This window comes from Morganella sp. EGD-HP17 (assembly GCF_000512315.2).
GTDB lineage: Bacteria > Pseudomonadota > Gammaproteobacteria > Enterobacterales > Enterobacteriaceae > Morganella > Morganella morganii.
Window position 1 is genome coordinate 354,652 of record NZ_AZRH01000001.1, and the last position, 19,270, is coordinate 373,921.

A 19,270-nucleotide genomic window follows, 5' to 3' on the forward strand; every position below is an offset into this window, starting at 1 on the left:
GCCCGTAATTTTATTATGACGGAGTGAATATGATGCTGAAGAAAGCACTGGTTGGTTTAAGCGCAGGTATGATGCTGCTGGGTTCCGGTGCGGCAATGGCCGACACCTATAAGATAGATAAAGAAGGGCAGCACGCCTTTGTGCAGTTCCGTATTCAGCACCTGGGTTACAGCTGGCTGTACGGGACATTTAAGGATTTTGACGGCACATTTACCTTTGATAAGGCCGACCCGGCAAAGGATAACGTGGATGTGACCATCAAAACCGGCAGCCTGGATACCAACCATGCTGAGCGTGACAAACATCTGCGCGGAGGGGATTTTCTGAATACAGAGAAAAATCCGGAAGCAAAATTTGTTTCAACCAAAGTAGAAAAGAAAGGCGACGACTTTATTATCACCGGTGATCTGACGCTGAACGGCGTGACCAATCCGGTTACTCTGGATGCAAAACTGACCGGTGAAGGCAAAGATCCGTGGGGTGGTTATCGCGCCGGTTTTGAGGCAACGGGGAAAGTCTCACTGAAAAGCTTTAATATTAAAGCCGATCTGGGACCGAAGTCTCAGGATGCTGAACTGATTATTTCCGTTGAAGGCGTAAAAATCTGATTATTTTTACAATCTGAACAATTATCGGGGCCTGCAATAGCAGGCCTTATTAATTTGTGTCACTATCACTTTCAGTGATAACTCAGCGTATCAGAGGAAAGTGCGTGAATAAAAAACTCAGCTTATTATTGGTTCTTATTGTTGCCGTGGTCTTTGCCGGTGCCGGTTATTATATGGGTAAGCGGGATAATGTTTTTTCTGTCACCGCCGTCAGTAAAGACGGAGCGGCAACACAAAAATCACTTGAAGCAGAGATGATGTCGGAATCGATGCAGTTTGTTGAAGTGGTAGGCAAAATTTCCCCGGAAAAATATAAAGGCCTGAAGAGTAATATCAGGAACTATGACACCATGACCCGCGAGCAGAAAGTGGCATGGATGAATGATATCGCCGGGATGACGGCAGTGTTATTAATTGACCGGATCCCGTATGCCTCTGATGATGCCCTGAATGCCTTCGCCGGGGCGGTAAAAGAGCAGGCGGAAGGTTATCTGGTAAAAGATCCGTCCGGACAGCAGTGCTTTAATAACTTTTTCCCGGCACTGAATAAATTCCCGCAGAATAAAGCGCAGTTTACCTATAATGAAGCCGATATCCGGATGCTGAAAACCGTGAATCTGATCCTGACATCATCACTGGAAGACCGGAATACCGGTAATGTCCCGGCGCAGGAAGCTTATAAGGTATTAGGGGATGTTTATCAGAAACTGTCAGAAAAATACGGTGATAAAGTGATGTTGCTGAGTGACCTGAATAAAGGCGCGGAAGACCCGGTCACCACCTGTCTGATTGTCGGCGATTTTTATGACTTATTCACGAAAGAACCGAATAAAGCGGCTACCGCTGAGGCGCTGCGTCTGATTTTGTCTCAGTAAATATCTCCGGGTACCGGATAATAACCGCAGCGTTTATGACTCTGCGGTTTTTTTATGTCCGGCGGACAGAAACGGAAATGTGCAAATCGTGCTGTTTTCTGTATCCGGATAAAAAACAAACACATTTCAGTAAAACACGATACTTTGTTTAAGAATCGGGAAAGGTAAACAGAAAATACTCTGATACCCGAAAATGAACCGGGCAGACGAATAATCAAGGGGGGGATGTCACTGAGAGTGCAGAAATAAGTATCAAAATATGCAGCGGATATTACTTAAATATCTGATTATTTCCCTATATTCATTTGCTGTTCATCATAATCCGATAAATAAGTTACATATTTTATTGTGTTCAGCAGATGTTTTGTTTCTGTTTATATTGTTTTCGGTTTTCCCCTGTAATATTTCACTTACCGTTACTTTTATAGTGATTCAGGCTATTCTGTGCGCAATATTTTTGGCTTAACTTTATTACCGGGGTATTTTGATGGACAACACATCAGCGCAGTCTTCTGCTGCCCAGCCTTCTGACAAAAAAACATCGTCATCCAATCCCGCCAGACGAAAAATCTGGCTTGCGGGAACGTCACTCCTCTTTATTGTGCTGCTCGCCGGCTATCTTATTTACTGGTTCATGGTGCTGCGTTATCAGGAATATACCGATGACGCCTACGTGGTGGGCCTTCAGGTGCCGATCGTCGCACAAACCACCGGTAATGTGACACAGGTGAATTTTGAGAATACCGATCTGGTGCATGCCGGGGATGTGCTGGTAGTGCTGGATAAAACTAATGCTGAACTGGCTTACGCGCAGGCCCGTCATGATCTCGCGGCCACGGTGCGGCAGACTCAGGAACTCTATTTTAACCGCGACCAGCTCGGTGCGGTTATCGCCCAGAAACAAGTGATGCTGAATCAGGCACAGAATGACTATGCCCGCCGCAGTGTGTTAGGACAGCGGGGGACTATCTCCAAAGAAGATTTACAGCACTCACGGGAAGCGGTTGAAGAGGCGCAGGCATCCCTGAATGCGTCTGTGCAGCAACTGAATGCCACCAAAGCCCTGCTGAAAACCACGGCGCTGGCGGATCAGCCTGCGGTGCTGCAGGCGGCGGATAAAGTCCGTGATGCCTGGATTAACTTACAGCGCACGGAAATCCGCAGTCCGTTTACCGGGTATGTCTCCCGCCGCAATGTGCAGGTCGGGGCTCAGGTCAGCCCGAATGCCTCGCTGATGGCGATTGTGCCGGTCGAGCCGGTCTGGATTGACGCCAACTTTAAGGAAACGCAGCTCAGCAGTGTGCGCATCGGGCAGCCGGTCACCATTACCAGTGATTTTTACGGCGACAAAGTGACCTTTAACGGCACGGTAGCCGGGCTGGATATGGGTACCGGCAGTGCCTTCTCTCTGCTGCCTGCGCAGAACGCCACCGGGAACTGGATCAAAGTGGTGCAGCGTCTGCCGGTCCGGGTAGAGCTGGATCCGCAGCAGGTTGCCAGATATCCGCTGCGTATCGGTCTGTCGATGAACGTGACTATCGAAACCAAAAATACCGATGGCCCGGTACTGGCCAATGTCCAGCGTGATACCCCGGCCTTTAAGAGTGATGTGCTGATCCCGGATCTGGCACCGGTCAATGCGGTGATTGCACAAATCATTACCGATAACGCCAGTTAATCAGCGCGGGGCTTTATTGTGGCTAATCAACCATTAACAGGCATGAAACTGGTCTGGGCGACCATCGCGCTGTCGATGGCCACCTTTATGCAGGTGCTGGACTCCACTATTGCCAACGTGGCGATCCCGACTATTTCCGGTGATCTCGGTGCCTCTGTCTCTCAGGGCACCTGGGTTATTACCTCGTTCGGGGTATCCAACGCGATTTCCATCGCGATTACCGGGTTTCTGGCCAAGCGCTTCGGGGAAGTGCGGGTATTTATCTGGTCCACCGGGCTGTTTACCCTGACGTCACTGCTGTGCGGGTTATCAGAAAGCCTGGAAATGCTGATTTTCTTCCGCGTGTTACAGGGCGGGGTGGCCGGGCCGATTATCCCGCTCTCACAAAGCCTGCTGCTGAAAAGTTACCCGCCCGCCAAACAGAATACCGCGCTGGCACTCTGGTCGATGACCATCATTCTGGCGCCGGTGTTCGGGCCGATTATGGGCGGCTATATCAGTGATAACTTCCACTGGGGCTGGATTTTCTTTATCAACGTGCCTATCGGTATTGCGGTGGTACTGGTCAGCCTGATGCTGCTGCGCGGTATGGAATCGAAGGTGACAAAGGTTCCGCTCAATGTGATTGGCTTGTCGCTGCTGGTGGTCGGGATCGGCTGTCTGCAAATCCTGCTGGATAAAGGGAAAGATCTCGGCTGGCTGGAGTCAGATGAAATTGTCGCACTGGCCATTATTGCAGCCGTTGCGCTGGTCTTCCTGGTGATCTGGGAACTGACGGATAAAAACCCGATTGTCGAGTTGTCGCTGTTTAAGTCGCGTAACTTTACCATCGGCACACTGTCGGTCAGTCTGGCGTATATGGTCTATTTCGGCGCAATTGTACTGCTGCCGCAGCTGCTCCAGGAGGTGTACGGCTATACGGCTGAATGGGCAGGGCTGGCGCTGGCGCCTATCGGGCTGGTGCCGATACTGATTTCCGCGTTTGTCGGTAAAATCTCCAATGTGGTGGATTTGCGCTGGATTGTAACCTTTAGTTTCGTGGTGTATTCCGTCTGTTTCTACTGGCGCGCCTATACTTTCGAGCCACAGATGGGGTTCTATGCCTCGGTCTGGCCGCAGCTGGTGCAGGGTTTTGCAGTGGCCTGTTTCTTTATGCCGCTCACCACCATCACGCTTTCCGGTCTGCCGCCGGAGAAACTGGCCTCGGCCTCCGCGCTGGCCAATTTCTTCCGGACACTGGCGGGATCTATCGGTACATCGATCACCACCACGCTGTGGAGCCGTCGCGAATCGTTACATCATTCTCAGCTTACGGAATCCATCACCGCGTATAATCCGGAATCGGTACAGATGTATCAGGAGATGGCGCAGCACGGGTTATCAGAAGCGCAGACCTCCGCCTATCTGGCGAAGGAAATTACCGCCCAGGGGCTGATTATCAGTGCCAATGAGATTTTCTGGCTCTCCGGCGGCGTCTTCATCGGATTGATTGTTCTTATCTGGTTTGCCCGGCCGCCGTTTGCCACAAAATCCTGATAAGGACTACAGTAATAAGGAAGCGTAACCGGTAAGCTGCCGGTTGCCGGACGCAATGAAAAGGGTTTTTTCATGACATTTAAGCGAATTATACTTGCCGGTGCGGTCGCGTCGGCCACATTACTGGCTGCCCAGATTGCTTCCGCCTGCACCCGGCTGGTGTATCTCGGGGATGATGCGCAGGTGATCACTGCCCGGTCAATGGACTGGAAAAGTGATGTCGGTACCAATTTATGGATCTTCCCGCAGGGGATGGAACGCGATGGTGCCGCCGGGCCGAATTCCGTGAAATGGGTATCAAAATACGGCAGCGTGGTGGCTTCCGGCTATGATGTTTCCACCACCGACGGCATTAATGAAAAGGGATTGTCCGCAAACCTGCTGTGGCTGGTGGAATCGGTGTATCCGACACCGGAAAGCAACAAACCAACCCTGAGTATCTCTGCCTGGGCACAGTATGTGCTGGATAACTACGCGACCGTTGAAGAAGCGGTTACTGCACTGGAAAAAGAGCCGTTCGCAGTGATCACTGATAAAGTCCCGGGTGAAGAGCGCCTGGCGACACTGCACCTTTCATTATCCGATGCCTCCGGTGACAGCGCCATTATTGAATATATTGATGGTAAGCAGGTAATTCATCACAGTCGTAAATATCAGGTAATGACCAACTCTCCGGTATTCAGCGAGCAGCTGGCACTGGACAGCTACTGGCAGCAAATCAACGGCACCGTGATGCTGCCGGGCACCAACCGCTCCGCTGACCGTTTTGCGCGCGGGTCTTTCTATATTAATGCGATTCCGAAAGCAACCACGCCGAATAAAGCGGTGGCGTCTGTATTCAGTGTGATCCGCAATGTGTCTGTGCCGTTCGGGCTGAATACCGAAGAAGAGCCGAATATCTCCTCCACCCGCTGGCGTACGGTGGTGGATCACAAACGTCAGATTTATTTCTTTGAATCGGCGCTGACACCTAATATCTTCTGGGTTGACCTGAAGAAAGTGGATTTCAGCAAAGAAAACGGCAAAGTGAAGAAACTGGATTTGGGTCCTGAACAGCAAAACATTTATTCCGGTGATGTGGCAAAGGATTTCACCGATGCTAAACCGTTTGTCTTTCAGGGGATAAACGAAGTTATCGCCCGTCAGAAATAAAAGTCATTTACGCCTCACCGGAAAGGATATAAGATGTATTTAAAATGCATCTTTAAGGTGAGGCGTAAAATGGAAAACTTAGTCTGCTATAAAACCCTGCCGGTCTGGCAAAAAACCACTATCCCGATGGCCTTTACGGATCGCCATAATACGGCGGAAGGTACATGGGCGCAGCTGACGGTTCTGGCGGGGGAGATGGATTTTGTCGTTTTCGGTGAAAATGGCGAAGAGACCCGCTACCACTTTGATACCGCGCATCAGCCGCCGCGTCTTGACCCGCAGGTGTGGCACAAAATTGAATCCGTCAGTGATGATATTTCCTGTCAGCTTGCCTTCTGGTGTCAGCCTGAAGATGAATTCTATAAAATCCACGGACTGACCCGTCCGCACTCCGAAGTCCGTGAACTGGTGACAATGACAAAACCGGGTAAAACACTCGATTTAGGCTCCGGACGCGGGCGCAACAGCTTTTTCCTGGCGCAGCTCGGTTATGACGTGACGGCCATGGATATCAATCCGCAGCACATTCAGGCGATTGAGGATGTGAAAGCCACTACGGGGATCAGCAATATCCGCACGCAGATGTATGACATCAACCAGCATGCGTTGCAGGATGATTACGATATCATTATTTCCACTGTGGTGCTGATGTTCCTGAAAAGAGAGAATATTGCCGCGATCATCGCCGATATGCAGGCGCATACCCGCCCGGACGGGTATAACCTGATTGTCTGCCCGGTGGAAACAGAGAATATGCCGTATGATGAACTGCCGTTTGACTGCTTCCTGAAACCGGGCGAGTTATCCGGTTATTATGCGGACTGGGAGATCCTGAAATACAACGAAAACCCGGGACATCTGCACCGCACTGATGCGGCAGGCAACCGGATCCGATTAAATTTTGCCACCCTGATTGCCCGCAAAAAAGCCTGATTAATATTACCCCCGCGGCGCGTCACCGGTTTTTTCCGGCGGCGTGCCGTTCTGCATCAGGATCCGCTCCAGCAGTACCGAATACAGCGGACGTCCGCCCAGATACTGCGCCAGCAGTGTTGCCCCCAGACATGTGATAATCATCGGCAGGATCAGCTGATAGTTATCGGTCATCTCCAGTACCAGCACAATACCGGTCAGCGGCGCACGGACGGTGGCGGCAAAGAGCGCCCCCATCCCCGCAATGGCGAAGGTCGCCGGTTCAATCTGATACTGCGGAAACAGCAGCATGGCGGCATAGCCGAAGAAACTGCCGAATAGTGTGCCGAGTGCGAGTGTCGGCGCGAAGATCCCGCCCGGCGCACCGGAACTGAAGCAGATAACCGTGGTGAGCACACGGAACAGGAAGATCATCAGAATACCGGTCAGGGAGTAGTGCAGTGCGGCGACATCCGGGATCACCGCGAATCCGCCGCCGGTTACCTGCGGCCAGTACAGCCCGGCAATACCGCATAGTCCGCCAATCAGACCGCCGGTAGCAACAAAACGGGATGTTTTATCCTGATAAAAACGGCGGAATTGTGTCTGCATGGTGAGCAGAAAGCGGTTAAACATCACACCAATCACACCGAAAACCATTCCCAGCACCAGATAGAGCCAGAGAGTATTCAGCGGGGCGGCATGGTATTTGCCGATATCCAGAATCGGCGCGCCGCTGTTAAAGGTCTGAAAAACAATGCTCGACATGATCACGCCGATAAAAACGGCTTTGATGGAAATCAGGCTGTAACGGAACTGCGGACGCATTTCCTCAATGATAAACAGGATCCCTGCGAGCGGTGCGTTAAAGGCGGCGGTCAGACCGGCGGCGGCACCGGTGGCCAGCAATGTGTGGCGGGATTCCTGGTTTTTCACCCCGGCCAGCGCACTGACCAGCCCGCTGATATTTGCCCCTAACTGCACGGTCGGGCCTTCACGCCCCAGCACCATACCGGAGCCGAGAGTACCCAGCCCGCCGATAAATTTTACCGGCAGCACCCGCCACCAGCGTACCGGGCGGACATCCTGCAATGCCCCTTCAATTTCCGGGATCCCCGACCCGCCGGATTCAGGCGAAAAACGCCGCACCAGCCAGTAACCTGACATGGCCAGCAGGGCGGAAACAATAAACATCAGCGGGATAAGTATTTCTTTATTATCTGTCAGTGAAGACAGAGAGCTGACCCGGTATTCACCAACCCAATTGACCCCGCGTTCAAACAGCACACCGGTAAAACCGGCGAGTGCGCCGACGGCAGCCGCCAGCAGCAGGACAGTAACAGGGGCGAGATTGCGTTCTTTAAGGCGTTTGAGCACACGATAACGGCGTTTAAGCGTGGCTGTCGTATGCGGTAAAGCATCTGACATGGCTGAACATGATCCATTCTAAATAAAAATTAATCACTATTTTAATTCAATTTGTGACAAGTGACACCCTTCACAGATTCAAAAATCCAACGCAAATCCGGACATTTTTTGTTCGCATTCCCGGCATTTTTCCGCTTTATTAATAAATGATAAATAAATGTTATTTATATGTAATGCGTAAAATAAAAAAGTAACAGGGCCGGTCAGGAGGGGTGAATGGATTTGATAACAGAGTGGCTGGGCGCGCTGAACGGCGTGGTATGGGGTGTGCCGATGCTGGTGGGAATACTGGGTGTCGGCTTATATATGCAGATTCGGCTGGGTTTTTTGCCGATTCGTAAACTGGGAACCGGGTTCAGATTATTATTTCAGCGCAATGAATCACGCGGGGAAGGGCAGATCTCCCCGTTTAACGCGCTGATGACGGCATTATCCGCCACTATCGGCACCGGCAATATTGCCGGTGTGGCAACAGCAGTGGTGATGGGCGGGCCGGGGGCGCTGTTCTGGATGTGGATGACGGCACTGGTGGGTATGGCGACAAAATACTCAGAAGCCGTGCTGGCGGTTCGTTATCGTGAAGTGGATAAATACGGGCAGTATGTCGGCGGCCCGATGTATTACATCAAAAACGGCCTCGGCCCGAAATGGGTCTGGCTGGGAACACTGTTTGCGGTATTCGGTGCCTGTGCCGGGTTCGGTATCGGGAACACGGTTCAGGCCAACTCGGTGGCGGATGTGCTGGAGAGTAACTTCGGCATCAATAAATGGGTGACCAGCGTGGCGCTGGTGCTGCTGGTCGGTGCGGTACTGATTGGCGGGATCCGCCGTATCTCAGACGTGGCCGGTAAACTGGTACCGTTTATGACCGTCGGCTACTTTGGTGCCGGTCTTGTGGTGCTCGCGCTGAATATCAGTGAAATTCCGGCGGCGTTTTCCCTCATTATTACTTCTGCCTTTACACCGGTGGCGGCACAGGGCGGGTTTGCCGGGGCGACCGTCTGGGCGGCTATCCGTTTCGGGGTGGCGCGCGGCGTATTCTCCAACGAGGCGGGTCTGGGCAGTGCGCCGATAGCGCATGCTGCCGCGAAAACCCAGAACCCGATCCGTCAGGGGCTGATCGCCATGCTCGGTACCTTTATTGACACCATTATTGTCTGCTCGGTAACCGGCCTGACCATTGTCATTATGGGCGGCTGGCTGACAGCGGAAACCGGTGCCACACTGACCGCTTCCTCTTTCAAAGCGGCGATTCCGGGCGGAAACTATATTGTGGCGATTGCACTGACGATTTTTGCCTTCACTACAATCCTCGGCTGGAGTTTTTACGGTGAGAAGTGCGTCCAGTATCTGTTCGGCGTGAAGGCGATTAAGGTTTTCCGTGTGCTGTGGCTGATAGCACTACCAATTGGCGCCACACAGTCTCTGGAGTTTGTCTGGCTGCTGGCGGATACCCTGAATGCCATGATGGCGATCCCGAACCTGATAGCACTGATCTTATTAAGCCCGGTGGTATACCGTCTGACGCGTGACCACATCCGGGATGTTAATGCGGACAGTATTGATATGGCGAATGAGTTATATCAGAAGAAATAACGGTGGGAATTGTAAATAACGGGCAGGAAACTGCCCGTTATTTTTCTGATGCAGCAACTGATGTGATGATCAGGGTTGCAGCCAGAACAGGCCGCTGCCGTCCAGAGCGGTAAAGGTTTTATGCAGCATCAGGCTGTCTGCCTGCGGATCGAGCTCAGGAAACAGTGCCGGATGCAGCATTTTGGCAATAGCTTCCACCGCAATAATATTGAACGGAGTGTCATAGTATTGCTGATACAGTGCCAGTACCTGTTTCTGCTGATACGCCGTGAGATACTGCAGTTTCGGCCGTGCCATCAGTTTTTCCAGTGCCGGTACAGCCCGCTCCTCAGAGCCGGTATAGCCGAGCGGTACTGAAGCACTGCCTTTGCGGGTATTTTCCCAGTCGGCGACGGTCATCAGATAAAACTGCGGGTCAGCGGCAATAATCTGTTCTTCACTCACCTCACCGCCCATACCGTTTTTAAACCAGTCTGCACCGAGGTTATGACCTCCCGCAGCGGCAACAAACTCCCCGAAGTTACCGTTACCAAAGGTTTTACAACAGCTGTTTTCCCCGGCAAGACCCGCCGCTCGTTCAATAAAGACTGTGGGCTTTTTGTCTTCCGGAATATTTGCAACCCGCGAGCGGATAAGATCCAGCCGCTCGCGGTAAAAATCATTAAATGCTGCCGCCTGTTTTTCCTGCCCGAAGACCTGCCCCAAAAGCGTCATGCTTGGCATGGTGTTTTGCAGCGGATACTGACGGAAATCGATAAATATCACCGGAATACCGCTTTTCTCCAGCAAATCCAGGGTGCCGCTTTCGGTCAGTTTACTTTGCAGTCCGGTATCGAAAATCACCAAATCCGGCTGATAAGTCAGCGCTTTTTCGACACTGAAATCCGATGTGTAAGGGTTCGGAAATACCGGAATATCTTTCAGCTGCGGAAATTGTTTTTCATAAGCCATGCGCAGATCCGGTGCTTTTTTGGTCAGTGCATCATCCCATGCCGCAATACCTTTCAGCGGTTCAGACGGATGCAGAATATTCAGCGCAACCAGTACCCGGCTGTCTGCCAGCATGATACGGGATACCGGGGCATTGACGGTGACTGTCCGCCCGGCAATATCCGTCACCGTTATCAGTTCCGCTGTTGCATTGAGCGGAAACAGTGCCGCGAGTGCGGCACAAAGGGTGATGATAAGGGCCGGAAAACGTCCGGCAGCGTGGAATATGCGTTTCATTATATGAATGACCTTTAAAACTTCACGGAAGCCTGTGCAAAGAAAGTGCGCGGCTGCCCGGCGTAAATGCCGTAGTTATTATCTGTTGAACGGGTAAAGCTGGCCTGATCAAACAGGTTTTTCACCCCGGCGGCAAGTGTCAGATCTGACCATTGCGGGCCGAAATGATACTCCGCACGCGCATCCCACATCATATAGCCCGGAATAATGCCGTAACGTCCGTCTGCACTGCCTTCGGTAATGTAATTTTTCCCGGTTCCCGGTGACTGCTGTTTTGACTGCGCATAGGTGTTGAGATTCCACACCCAGTTTCCGGTTTCATAGCGGGCACCGGCAGTAAAGAGCTGGCGGGAGTAGAACGGCAGATCTTTATCCGCAAAATTACCGCGTTTGCTCACTGCTTTTGTGTAGGTATAAGTGCTGTAGATACTGACGCCGTCGAGCCATTTCGCGGTTTCACTCAGGTCATAATTCAGTGCCAGTTCTACCCCCTGATGGGTGGTCGCACCGAGGTTGGTCCAGCCGGTCGAGTTTTCAATGTATTGCAGCTGATCATTGAAATCGATATAGAACAGGGTCATTTCCGCAGACAGCAGACCATCATCAAACCGTGTACCGGCTTCATAGTTATGGGCTTTTTCCGCACTCAGGCCGTTTGCCGGATCATTACCCGCGCCGCCGGTATTGAGCTGGAAATATTGCAGGCTGCCGAATGAGCTGCCGGCGTTGGCGAACAGTTTCCACTGATCATCAATATGATAAATCACCGACAGTGCCGGTAACGGTTCGCTGTAGCTCTTGCTGCGGAACTGGTTACGGAAACCGTCATCGAGATGAATTTTTATATTTTCATAACGCAGGCCGGGAATAACCGTCCAGTTACCAACATTAATGGTGTCATCGATATAGATGGCATGGGCCTCTGTACCGCCGGAGGTGTGCTGATAGTAGCTGTCGGTCTGAGGGCGTGAGCTTTGAGAACCGGTCGGATACCAGCCGGAGCGGTAGGCTTTTTCATCCGCCGTTTCATTCAGATAGCGGTAACCCAGGGTGATTTCGTGGGACTGGTTATCAAAGCGGAACAGCTGTGAATAGCTCGGTTCAATGGCGTAAGCTGTGTAGTGACGCGGATAGGAAACAAGGCGGCTCTTACCGGCACTCGCATTTGTTCCCTCACTTTCAATATAACTGCCCCGGTAACTTTTGCTGAACCAGGTCAGTAATTCAAACTGTTTATCATCTTCCTGGTGGCGGTATTTAAAGGACATATCCTGACGGTTGCCTTCAAAACGGTCAAACGGACGGACAGACTGGTAAGGATCGGCTTTGTACTGTGCCTCTGTCAGGCCGCCCGGCATCCCGGATTGCGCATGGTAATAGTGAAAGTTTGCCAGCAACTCATCAGTGTCACTGAAGGCATAGCGGGTTTTCAGGATGATGTCATCAATATCGGTATTGTCATTATTCTTGCGGTAGCCCTGGCCGTGCAGACCGGAGTAGAGCAGCAGCGCACCTGCAGAACCGTCTTCTTTTGAGCCACCGACAGAGGCATCGGTCAGGGTTTTCAGCCCGCCGGTGCGTGCACCCTGTGTTTTGACGGACGCGGAACCGCTGAAGGTTTCCGGGATCGGTTTAGTGACAAAGTTAATCACGCCGCCGACGTTTTGCGGCCCGTAGCGGACAGAGGTGGCACCGCGCATCACATCAATGCTGCTGATTGAGCCTAACGAGAGTGGTGACATCGATAACTGCGGCTGCCCGTAGGGGGCAGCGGCCAGCGGAATACCGTCGAACAGAATGGTGGAACGCGGGGAAAGCCGTGCCGGAAGCCCGCGGATACCGACATTGAGTGAAACGTCACTGCCGCCGGTGCCGTTACTGTCCCGCACCTGAACACCCGGAATACCACGCAGGGCGTCCGCTATGGTTTCTGCCCCTGACTCATCGATTTGTTTTTTGGTTTTGATGGTCCGTGCGCCGCCGTGGTTCAGCAGCGTATCGCTGTTATCAGTGTTATCCAGCCAGTTGCCGACAACCACAACCGGGTCTTCGGTATCTGCGGTGGCGGCGATACTGCCACCGCTGATAACAGCGAGCGCCAGTGCCAGCGGCGTGAGGCGGGCAGGGCGGCAGGATGCGTTACAGGAATCAGTCATCACTCAGTTTTCCGTGAGAATTTAAGAAGACAAATGATAATAATAACTATTACCTGTGCGCAATAATTTTTTAACGGAAAGTTACTAATATGCTGATTTTTTGGTTCGAAATTCGGGGGTTAAATGATAGTCGTGAGAATTATTTTTGGTGTGAATGTGATCTTGCTGTTTTAGCGGGGAAAGGGCGGTTTTATGGATTAATCCGCCTGTTTTATTCTTTCGTTCCACATCTGGATGCAAGTGCATTTATCCATCTTCTGGTCAGTTGCCTTACCGGTTTATATCACGCCACCTTACCCCAAAATACCGGATAATTCCTTACTCCATATTGCATCTGTAAATAATGTAAATGTTAATCATTCGCGATAGTGATGTGTCGTGCCGGTTAATTTTTGCTTTAGATCAAGCAAAGGAATGATAGTCAGGAAAACCCCTTTTCACCGGTCTGAAATGGCGTATTCTTATGTTGCATATAAAATACAACTTATAAGGAAGCAAGAGCATGTACTGTGTGCAATGTGAACAAACGATGCGTACACCGGTGGGTAATGGCTGTGCCTATGCCCAGGGCATGTGCGGTAAAACCGCAGAAACATCTGACTTACAGGATCTGCTGGTGGCAGTACTGGAAAGTCTTTCAGCGTGGGCGGTTGCTGCGCGTGAATCAGGTATCATCGATCACGACACAGACAGCTTTGCGCCGCGTGCATTTTTCTCCACATTAACTAACGTTAACTTCGATTCTGAGCGCATCATCGGTTATGCGCAGGAAGCGATTGTGATGCGTGACAGCCTGATGAAACGCTGCCTGGCGAAAAACCCGGCACTGGTTCTGAATCACCCGTTAGCAAACCTGCAACTGAAGGGCACGGATATTGCGTCACTGGTGAAACAGGCGGATGAATTTGCCCTGAATAAAGATAAGCAGGCTATCGGTGATGATATCCACGGTCTGCGTATGCTCTGCCTGTACGGCCTGAAAGGGGCGGCGGCATATATGGAGCACGCCCATGTGCTGGGCAAATACAGTGATGAGATTTACGGCCAGTACCATGAAATCATGGCGTGGCTCGGTACTGATCCGTCTGATATGGGTGAGCTGCTCAACCAGTCCATGGCGATTGGTATGATGAACTTTAAAATCATGGAAATGCTGGATGCCGGTGAAACCGAAGCTTACGGTCACCCGACGCCGTCTTCCGTGAACGTCCGTCCGGTGGCAGGTAAAGCGATTCTGATCTCCGGTCATGACCTCAAAGATCTGCATATGCTGCTGCAACAGACAGAAGGCACCGGTGTGAACATTTACACTCACGGTGAAATGCTGCCTGCACACGGCTATCCGGAACTGAAAAAATACAAACATCTGGTCGGTAACTACGGCAGTGGCTGGCAGAACCAGCAGACTGAGTTTGCCAAATTCCCGGGCCCGATTCTGATGACCTCCAACTGTATTCTGGATCCGAATCCGGGCAGTTATACCGACCGTATCTGGACCCGCAGTATCGTCGGCTGGCCGGGCGCGAAACACCTGACCGGTGATGATTTCAGCGATATTATTGCGCAGGCTCAGGCGATGGACGGCTTCCCGTACAGCGAAATCGAGCACCTGATCACCGTCGGTTTCGGCCGTGAAACGCTGCTCAATGCCGCCGATACAGTGATTGACCTGGTGGCGACCGGCAAACTGCGTCATGTGTTCCTCGTCGGCGGATGCGACGGCAGCCGCGGTGAACGCAGCTACTACACCGATTTCGCCCGTCAGGTTCCTCAGGACTGCCTGATTATGACTCTGGCCTGCGGTAAATACCGTTTCAACAAACTGGATTTCGGTACCCTGGAAGGATTACCGCGCCTGCTTGATGTCGGTCAGTGCAACGATGCGTACTCCGCGATTATGCTGGCGGTGAAACTGGCTGAGAAACTGGGCTGCGGCGTCAATGATCTGCCGCTGACACTGGTGCTCTCCTGGTTTGAACAGAAAGCGATTGTGATTCTGCTGACCCTGCTGGCGCTGGGTGTGAAGGATATCTTCACCGGCCCGACTGCTCCGGCATTCCTGACTGACAATCTGCTGAATGTACTGAATGAAAAATTCGGTATGCGTCCGATTACCACTGTTGAAAATGATTTACACGCTGTGTTAGGCGCGTAATTGCTGTAACTGTTAGCACCGGAGAGGGCGGTCACGCCTTCTCCGGCACGGAGTCAGGAGAGCCCGATGACAATGCCGACGTCTTTATGTCCGAACCGCATGCAGGTCCATTCTGTCAGGCAGGAAACCCCGGATGTGTGGACTATCAATCTGATTAACCACGATTTTTATCAGTATCACGCAGGGCAGTATGCGCTGGTGAGTATCCGCAACAGTGATGAGACACTGCGTGCTTATACCTTATCCTCCACACCGGGACTGAGCCCGTTCCTGAGCCTGACGGTGCGCCGTCTGGATGACGGACAGGGTTCCGGCTGGCTGACCGGCGAGGTGAAACCGGGTGATTACCTGTGGCTGTCTGATGCACAGGGTGAATTTACCTGTGATGCCCGCCCGGCAGAGCGCTATCTGATGCTGGCCGCCGGTTGCGGCGTGACACCGGTGATGTCGATGACCCGCTGGATCCTGCACCGTCAGCCGGAAAGTCAGGTGACGGTGATTTTCAACGTGCGTGATAAACAGCAGGTGATTTTTGCTCAGGAATGGCAGCAGTTGCTGACTGCATTCCCGGCCCGTCTGCGCCTGATCCTGATGGTGGAAAACAGTGATGAGACGGATGAATTGTTATCCGGCCGCCTGTCAGAGGAAAAACTGAAGGCACTGATCCCGGACATCGCACAGCATACGGTGATGACCTGTGGCCCGGCGCCGTATATGAAGAATGTGCAGACATTCTGTCAGGCGCTGAATGTGGATCCGGGCAGCTTCTTTATGGAGCGTTTCGGGCCGGAGCCGGAAGCGGAAGCCGGAGAGCAGATGGTCACCATGACCATTCAGTCCCCGCTGCGTCAGGTAAAAGTACCTGTCGGTATGACCCTGCTGGCAGCGATGGAAGCTAACAGTGTACCGGTGATGGCGGCCTGCCGTGCCGGTGTCTGCGGCAGCTGTAAAACCCGCGTCCGCAGCGGTGAATACACCACCACCAGCACCATGACGCTGACCCCGGAAGAGATTGAACAGGGTTATGTTCTGGCGTGCAGCTGTCAGATTCAGGGCAATGTTGAATTAGCCTGATTGAGAATCATTCTGTATAATTACAAAAAAGCGCCGTTTTCAGCGGCGCTTTTTCTGTTTCCGGCGGATAAACGCCGGGTTTCCGCTATGCTGTAAATGTGATCATAATAAAAAAGGATTTTCAGCAATGAATAAGACAGAGTTTGTAACCCGTGCCCTGACTGACGTTCTCGGTGAACATATCGGTGATGAATCCCTGGTTGAACAGTATTTTTCCCGTGATTATGTTCAGGTAGTGAATGGTCAGACAATTGAGTTCCCCGCTTTTCTTGCCCATCTTAATGCCCTGAAAATGGCAACCCGCAGTATTACTATTGAGATTAAATCTATCGCTGAAGGCGGGTCCTGTGTGCACACTCAGCATATCGCTAAGGCGGAAAAAGTCAGTGGTGAGCATGCCGCTTTTGAGGTTTTCGCCTGTTTCCGTCTGGCAGACGGTAAAATTGTCCGCTGTGAGGAAGTGACACGACAGCTGACCGGTGATGAGAGCGATAATGATCTGGGTTCCCGGACCTGATTTGTAACCTCAATGGTTTCTAAACGAAATAGTAATAGTCCTCGCCATATAATTTCTGAGAGTTATAATTCGCGCCGCATTTAAGGTGCAGTATCTCGTTAGGCGAGGCTCCTATACAAACAAAGGTTGCTGATCTGACGACGTCGAGAGACGCCCAAGATTAGGACAGGTTATATCGAACAGAAGGTATAACCCGAAGTAACTTCCCGCAGTCTGCGGGATACGTTGTATAGTGCTAAAACCGAGACGTGAGATAGCCTACGCATTCTCTCATCTGGTTTCGCCCCTATTGGAGTGCTGTTTGAAGTCCATAACAGACATTAGGGTCACACATCATGAAGTTAACCAACTACGAAAAAGCGGACGCGCTGGTCATTTCCGCGCCATCCGTTAATCCGCCACACCATACCGATCGTCCGCAGCGTAATGATGAAGACGCAGTCAGTGCTTACATGAGTCAGGCGTATATCCGCGTGACCGTGTCAGACACGATTGCTGCCGTCAAACGCACCCTGCGTGAGGAACTGGAAGGTGAGCAGATCCCCACTTATTTATATGTACTGGATGAGGATAATTACCTGAATGGTATCCTGCCGGTCAAAGCCCTGCTGACCGCAGCGGAAGATATGTTTGTCGCCGATGTTATGCGCCAGACGTATTTTTCGGTGTCACCGGAGCAGTCCCGGCACGACGTGTATGAGCTTATCAACAACAGCGGGATTGATACTGTGCCGGTGGTGCAGTTCGGCAAGCTGGCCGGTATTCTGCGTCCGCAGGATATCGCAGAGCTGATTGAGGATGAAAATACCCAGGATGCGGCATTACAGGGCGGTTCCCAGCCGCTGGATGAGCCTTATCTGAGCACCAGCCCGTTTACGCTGTGGCGCAAGCGCGCAGTCTGGCTGCTGATGCTGTTTGTGGCGGAAGCTTATACCGGTACGGTACTCAAGGCATTTGAAGAGCAGCTGGAAGCCGCTATCTCGCTGGCTTTCTTTATCCCGCTGCTGATCGGCACCGGCGGTAACAGCGGTACTCAGATCACCTCAACCCTCGTCCGTGCCATGGCTCTCGGGGAAGTGAGCCTGCGCAATATCGGCGCGGTGCTGCGCAAAGAGCTGTCCACGTCACTGCTGGTCGCCTTTACCATGGGATGTGCCGGGATGATCCGTGCCTGGTTCCTGGGGGTCGGGCCGGAAGTGATGATGGTGGTCAGTCTGACACTGGTGTGTATCACAGTCTGGAGTGCGGTGGTGTCTTCCATTATCCCGATGGTGCTCAAGCGTCTGAAAGTGGATCCGGCAGTGGTTTCCGCGCCGTTTATTGCCACACTGATTGACGGCACCGGGCTGATTATCTACTTCGAGATGGCCAAACTGATTATGACTGATCTGGTGTAAGGTCGCACGGGGATGATATTGCAGCTGCACTGTTATCCCACACCAGCGTACTTTTACAGTGACGGCACAGGTACTGACTTTCCCCGCGCAACACTTTGTTATGGCGGCGGACAGTCAGTTCATGTGCCGTTTTGCATTGGCAGCGGTAAGTGAATGTCCGGGCGCGGACAGACGTCACATCAAAGCGGTGTGTACGGACGGCCGGAACACCCAGCACCTCTGTCATCATCCACTGCCATTCCCGCCCGTGAGGCGCCACGCGTCCGAAACGGCGGTAAACCAGCAGATGCGCCAGCTCGTGAGGAACCACATCCTGTATAAATCCGGGGCCGTTTTCCGTCAGTAACACCGGATTGAGGCGGATTTCCCATGTTTGCAGGCAGGCACTGCCGGCGGTGGTGCCGCGCTGACGATAGTTCAGTTCAGGCTCCGGATAATCCGTCTTCAGCACCCGGCAGGCGCGGGCCAGATAATCACGCAGGGTCTGCATGCAGGCCTGCTGTAATGCGGTGGGGACTCGGGTCGGTTTCATAGCCGGAAGCTTAGCGATACTGACGTAAAGCTGCAACCGTTATCAGTATGTTGTATATGTTGCAAAATAATATTATATTTAATTATATAATGTCGTAAGGAATAAATTCATGACACCAACACTGCTTACCGATATGCAGGAAGCCGCCACCGGCGTTGCTGCCCTGCTGAAAACACTGGGGAATCCGGATCGTCTGCTGCTGCTCTGTCAGCTGAGTCAGGGGGAATGCAATGTCAGCGAACTGGAGGAGCGGACCGGCATCAATCAGCCGACGCTGTCACAGCAACTGACGGTTCTGCGCAATGAAGGACTGGTGCACACCCGGCGTGAGGGAAAACGTATCTATTATTCCGTGGCAGATGAAAAAGTCCTGATATTGCTCACCACGCTGTATCAGCTTTATTGTCCTGAAAAACAAGGAAAATAA

At 52.1% G+C, this 19,270-nt stretch carries 16 protein-coding genes and 1 riboswitch; of the genes, 12 read left to right on the forward strand and 4 right to left on the reverse strand.

What is annotated here, in order from left to right:
- Positions 1-32 precede the first annotated feature (32 nt).
- The 6 genes from X965_RS01570 to tehB all read left to right on the forward strand — a co-directional run bounded on the left by X965_RS01570 (position 33) and on the right by tehB (position 6,782).
- The gene (locus X965_RS01570; RefSeq protein ID WP_032098366.1) at positions 33-608 is read left to right on the forward strand and encodes a YceI family protein; all 576 of its coding nucleotides are present in this window, start codon (positions 33-35) and stop codon (positions 606-608) included.
- A gap of 104 nt (positions 609-712) precedes the next feature.
- Complete coding sequence (locus X965_RS01575; protein WP_004240944.1) at positions 713-1,483, forward strand: hypothetical protein; 771 nt, start codon at positions 713-715, stop codon at positions 1,481-1,483.
- A 487-nt stretch (positions 1,484-1,970) separates the two neighbouring features.
- Positions 1,971-3,161: an EmrA/EmrK family multidrug efflux transporter periplasmic adaptor subunit gene (locus tag X965_RS01580; RefSeq protein ID WP_004237750.1), complete on the forward strand. Its 1,191-nt coding sequence runs from the start codon at positions 1,971-1,973 to the stop codon at positions 3,159-3,161.
- 42 nt (positions 3,162-3,203) lie between these two features.
- Complete coding sequence (locus X965_RS01585; protein ID WP_004237751.1) at positions 3,204-4,697, forward strand: DHA2 family efflux MFS transporter permease subunit; 1,494 nt, start codon at positions 3,204-3,206, stop codon at positions 4,695-4,697.
- Positions 4,698-4,769: 72 nt separating this feature from the next.
- Entirely contained in the window at positions 4,770-5,849 is a 1,080-nt protein-coding gene (locus X965_RS01590; RefSeq protein ID WP_004237752.1) for a linear amide C-N hydrolase, read from the forward strand.
- Positions 5,850-5,918: 69 nt separating this feature from the next.
- Positions 5,919-6,782 carry an SAM-dependent methyltransferase TehB gene (tehB, locus tag X965_RS01595; RefSeq protein ID WP_036416747.1) on the forward strand — a complete coding sequence of 288 codons (864 nt, stop codon included), beginning with the start codon at positions 5,919-5,921 and terminating at the stop codon, positions 6,780-6,782.
- Between the two features lie 6 nt (positions 6,783-6,788).
- Here tehB and clcA read toward each other — a convergent pair whose 3' ends face one another.
- Positions 6,789-8,189 (reverse strand): H(+)/Cl(-) exchange transporter ClcA, encoded by a 1,401-nt coding sequence (gene clcA / locus X965_RS01600; RefSeq protein WP_004237754.1) that lies wholly within the window; start codon positions 8,187-8,189, stop codon positions 6,789-6,791.
- Between the two features lie 216 nt (positions 8,190-8,405).
- Here clcA and X965_RS01605 point away from each other — a divergent pair, with 216 nt between their 5' ends.
- Positions 8,406-9,785: a sodium:alanine symporter family protein gene (locus X965_RS01605; protein ID WP_024474815.1), complete on the forward strand. Its 1,380-nt coding sequence runs from the start codon at positions 8,406-8,408 to the stop codon at positions 9,783-9,785.
- A gap of 69 nt (positions 9,786-9,854) precedes the next feature.
- Here X965_RS01605 and X965_RS01610 read toward each other — a convergent pair whose 3' ends face one another.
- Positions 9,855-11,012 carry an ABC transporter substrate-binding protein gene (locus tag X965_RS01610; RefSeq protein WP_036416749.1) on the reverse strand — a complete coding sequence of 386 codons (1,158 nt, stop codon included), beginning with the start codon at positions 11,010-11,012 and terminating at the stop codon, positions 9,855-9,857.
- A gap of 14 nt (positions 11,013-11,026) precedes the next feature.
- A complete protein-coding gene (locus X965_RS01615) occupies positions 11,027-13,168 on the reverse strand; it encodes a TonB-dependent siderophore receptor (RefSeq protein WP_036416752.1) in 2,142 nt (713 codons plus the stop codon).
- Between the two features lie 502 nt (positions 13,169-13,670).
- Between X965_RS01615 and hcp the strand changes: the two genes are divergently transcribed.
- From hcp to X965_RS01635, 4 genes are all read left to right on the forward strand, one after another.
- Entirely contained in the window at positions 13,671-15,323 is a 1,653-nt protein-coding gene (gene hcp / locus X965_RS01620) for a hydroxylamine reductase (protein ID WP_015422924.1), read from the forward strand.
- Positions 15,324-15,389: 66 nt separating this feature from the next.
- The gene (gene hcr / locus X965_RS01625) at positions 15,390-16,397 is read left to right on the forward strand and encodes an NADH oxidoreductase (RefSeq protein ID WP_015422923.1); all 1,008 of its coding nucleotides are present in this window, start codon (positions 15,390-15,392) and stop codon (positions 16,395-16,397) included.
- Between the two features lie 127 nt (positions 16,398-16,524).
- Entirely contained in the window at positions 16,525-16,914 is a 390-nt protein-coding gene (locus X965_RS01630; RefSeq protein ID WP_004240932.1) for a nuclear transport factor 2 family protein, read from the forward strand.
- Positions 16,915-17,001: 87 nt separating this feature from the next.
- A riboswitch (M-box (ykoK) riboswitch) is annotated at positions 17,002-17,174 on the forward strand.
- Between the two features lie 75 nt (positions 17,175-17,249).
- Entirely contained in the window at positions 17,250-18,311 is a 1,062-nt protein-coding gene (locus X965_RS01635) for a magnesium transporter (RefSeq protein ID WP_004237762.1), read from the forward strand.
- Here the strand turns inward: X965_RS01635 and X965_RS01640 are convergent.
- Positions 18,292-18,843 (reverse strand): SprT family zinc-dependent metalloprotease, encoded by a 552-nt coding sequence (locus X965_RS01640; RefSeq protein ID WP_004237763.1) that lies wholly within the window; start codon positions 18,841-18,843, stop codon positions 18,292-18,294. The two genes, X965_RS01635 and X965_RS01640, sit on opposite strands and share 20 nt — an antisense overlap.
- Before the next feature lie 109 nt (positions 18,844-18,952).
- Here X965_RS01640 and X965_RS01645 point away from each other — a divergent pair, with 109 nt between their 5' ends.
- Positions 18,953-19,270 (forward strand): helix-turn-helix transcriptional regulator, encoded by a 318-nt coding sequence (locus X965_RS01645; RefSeq protein WP_004237764.1) that lies wholly within the window; start codon positions 18,953-18,955, stop codon positions 19,268-19,270.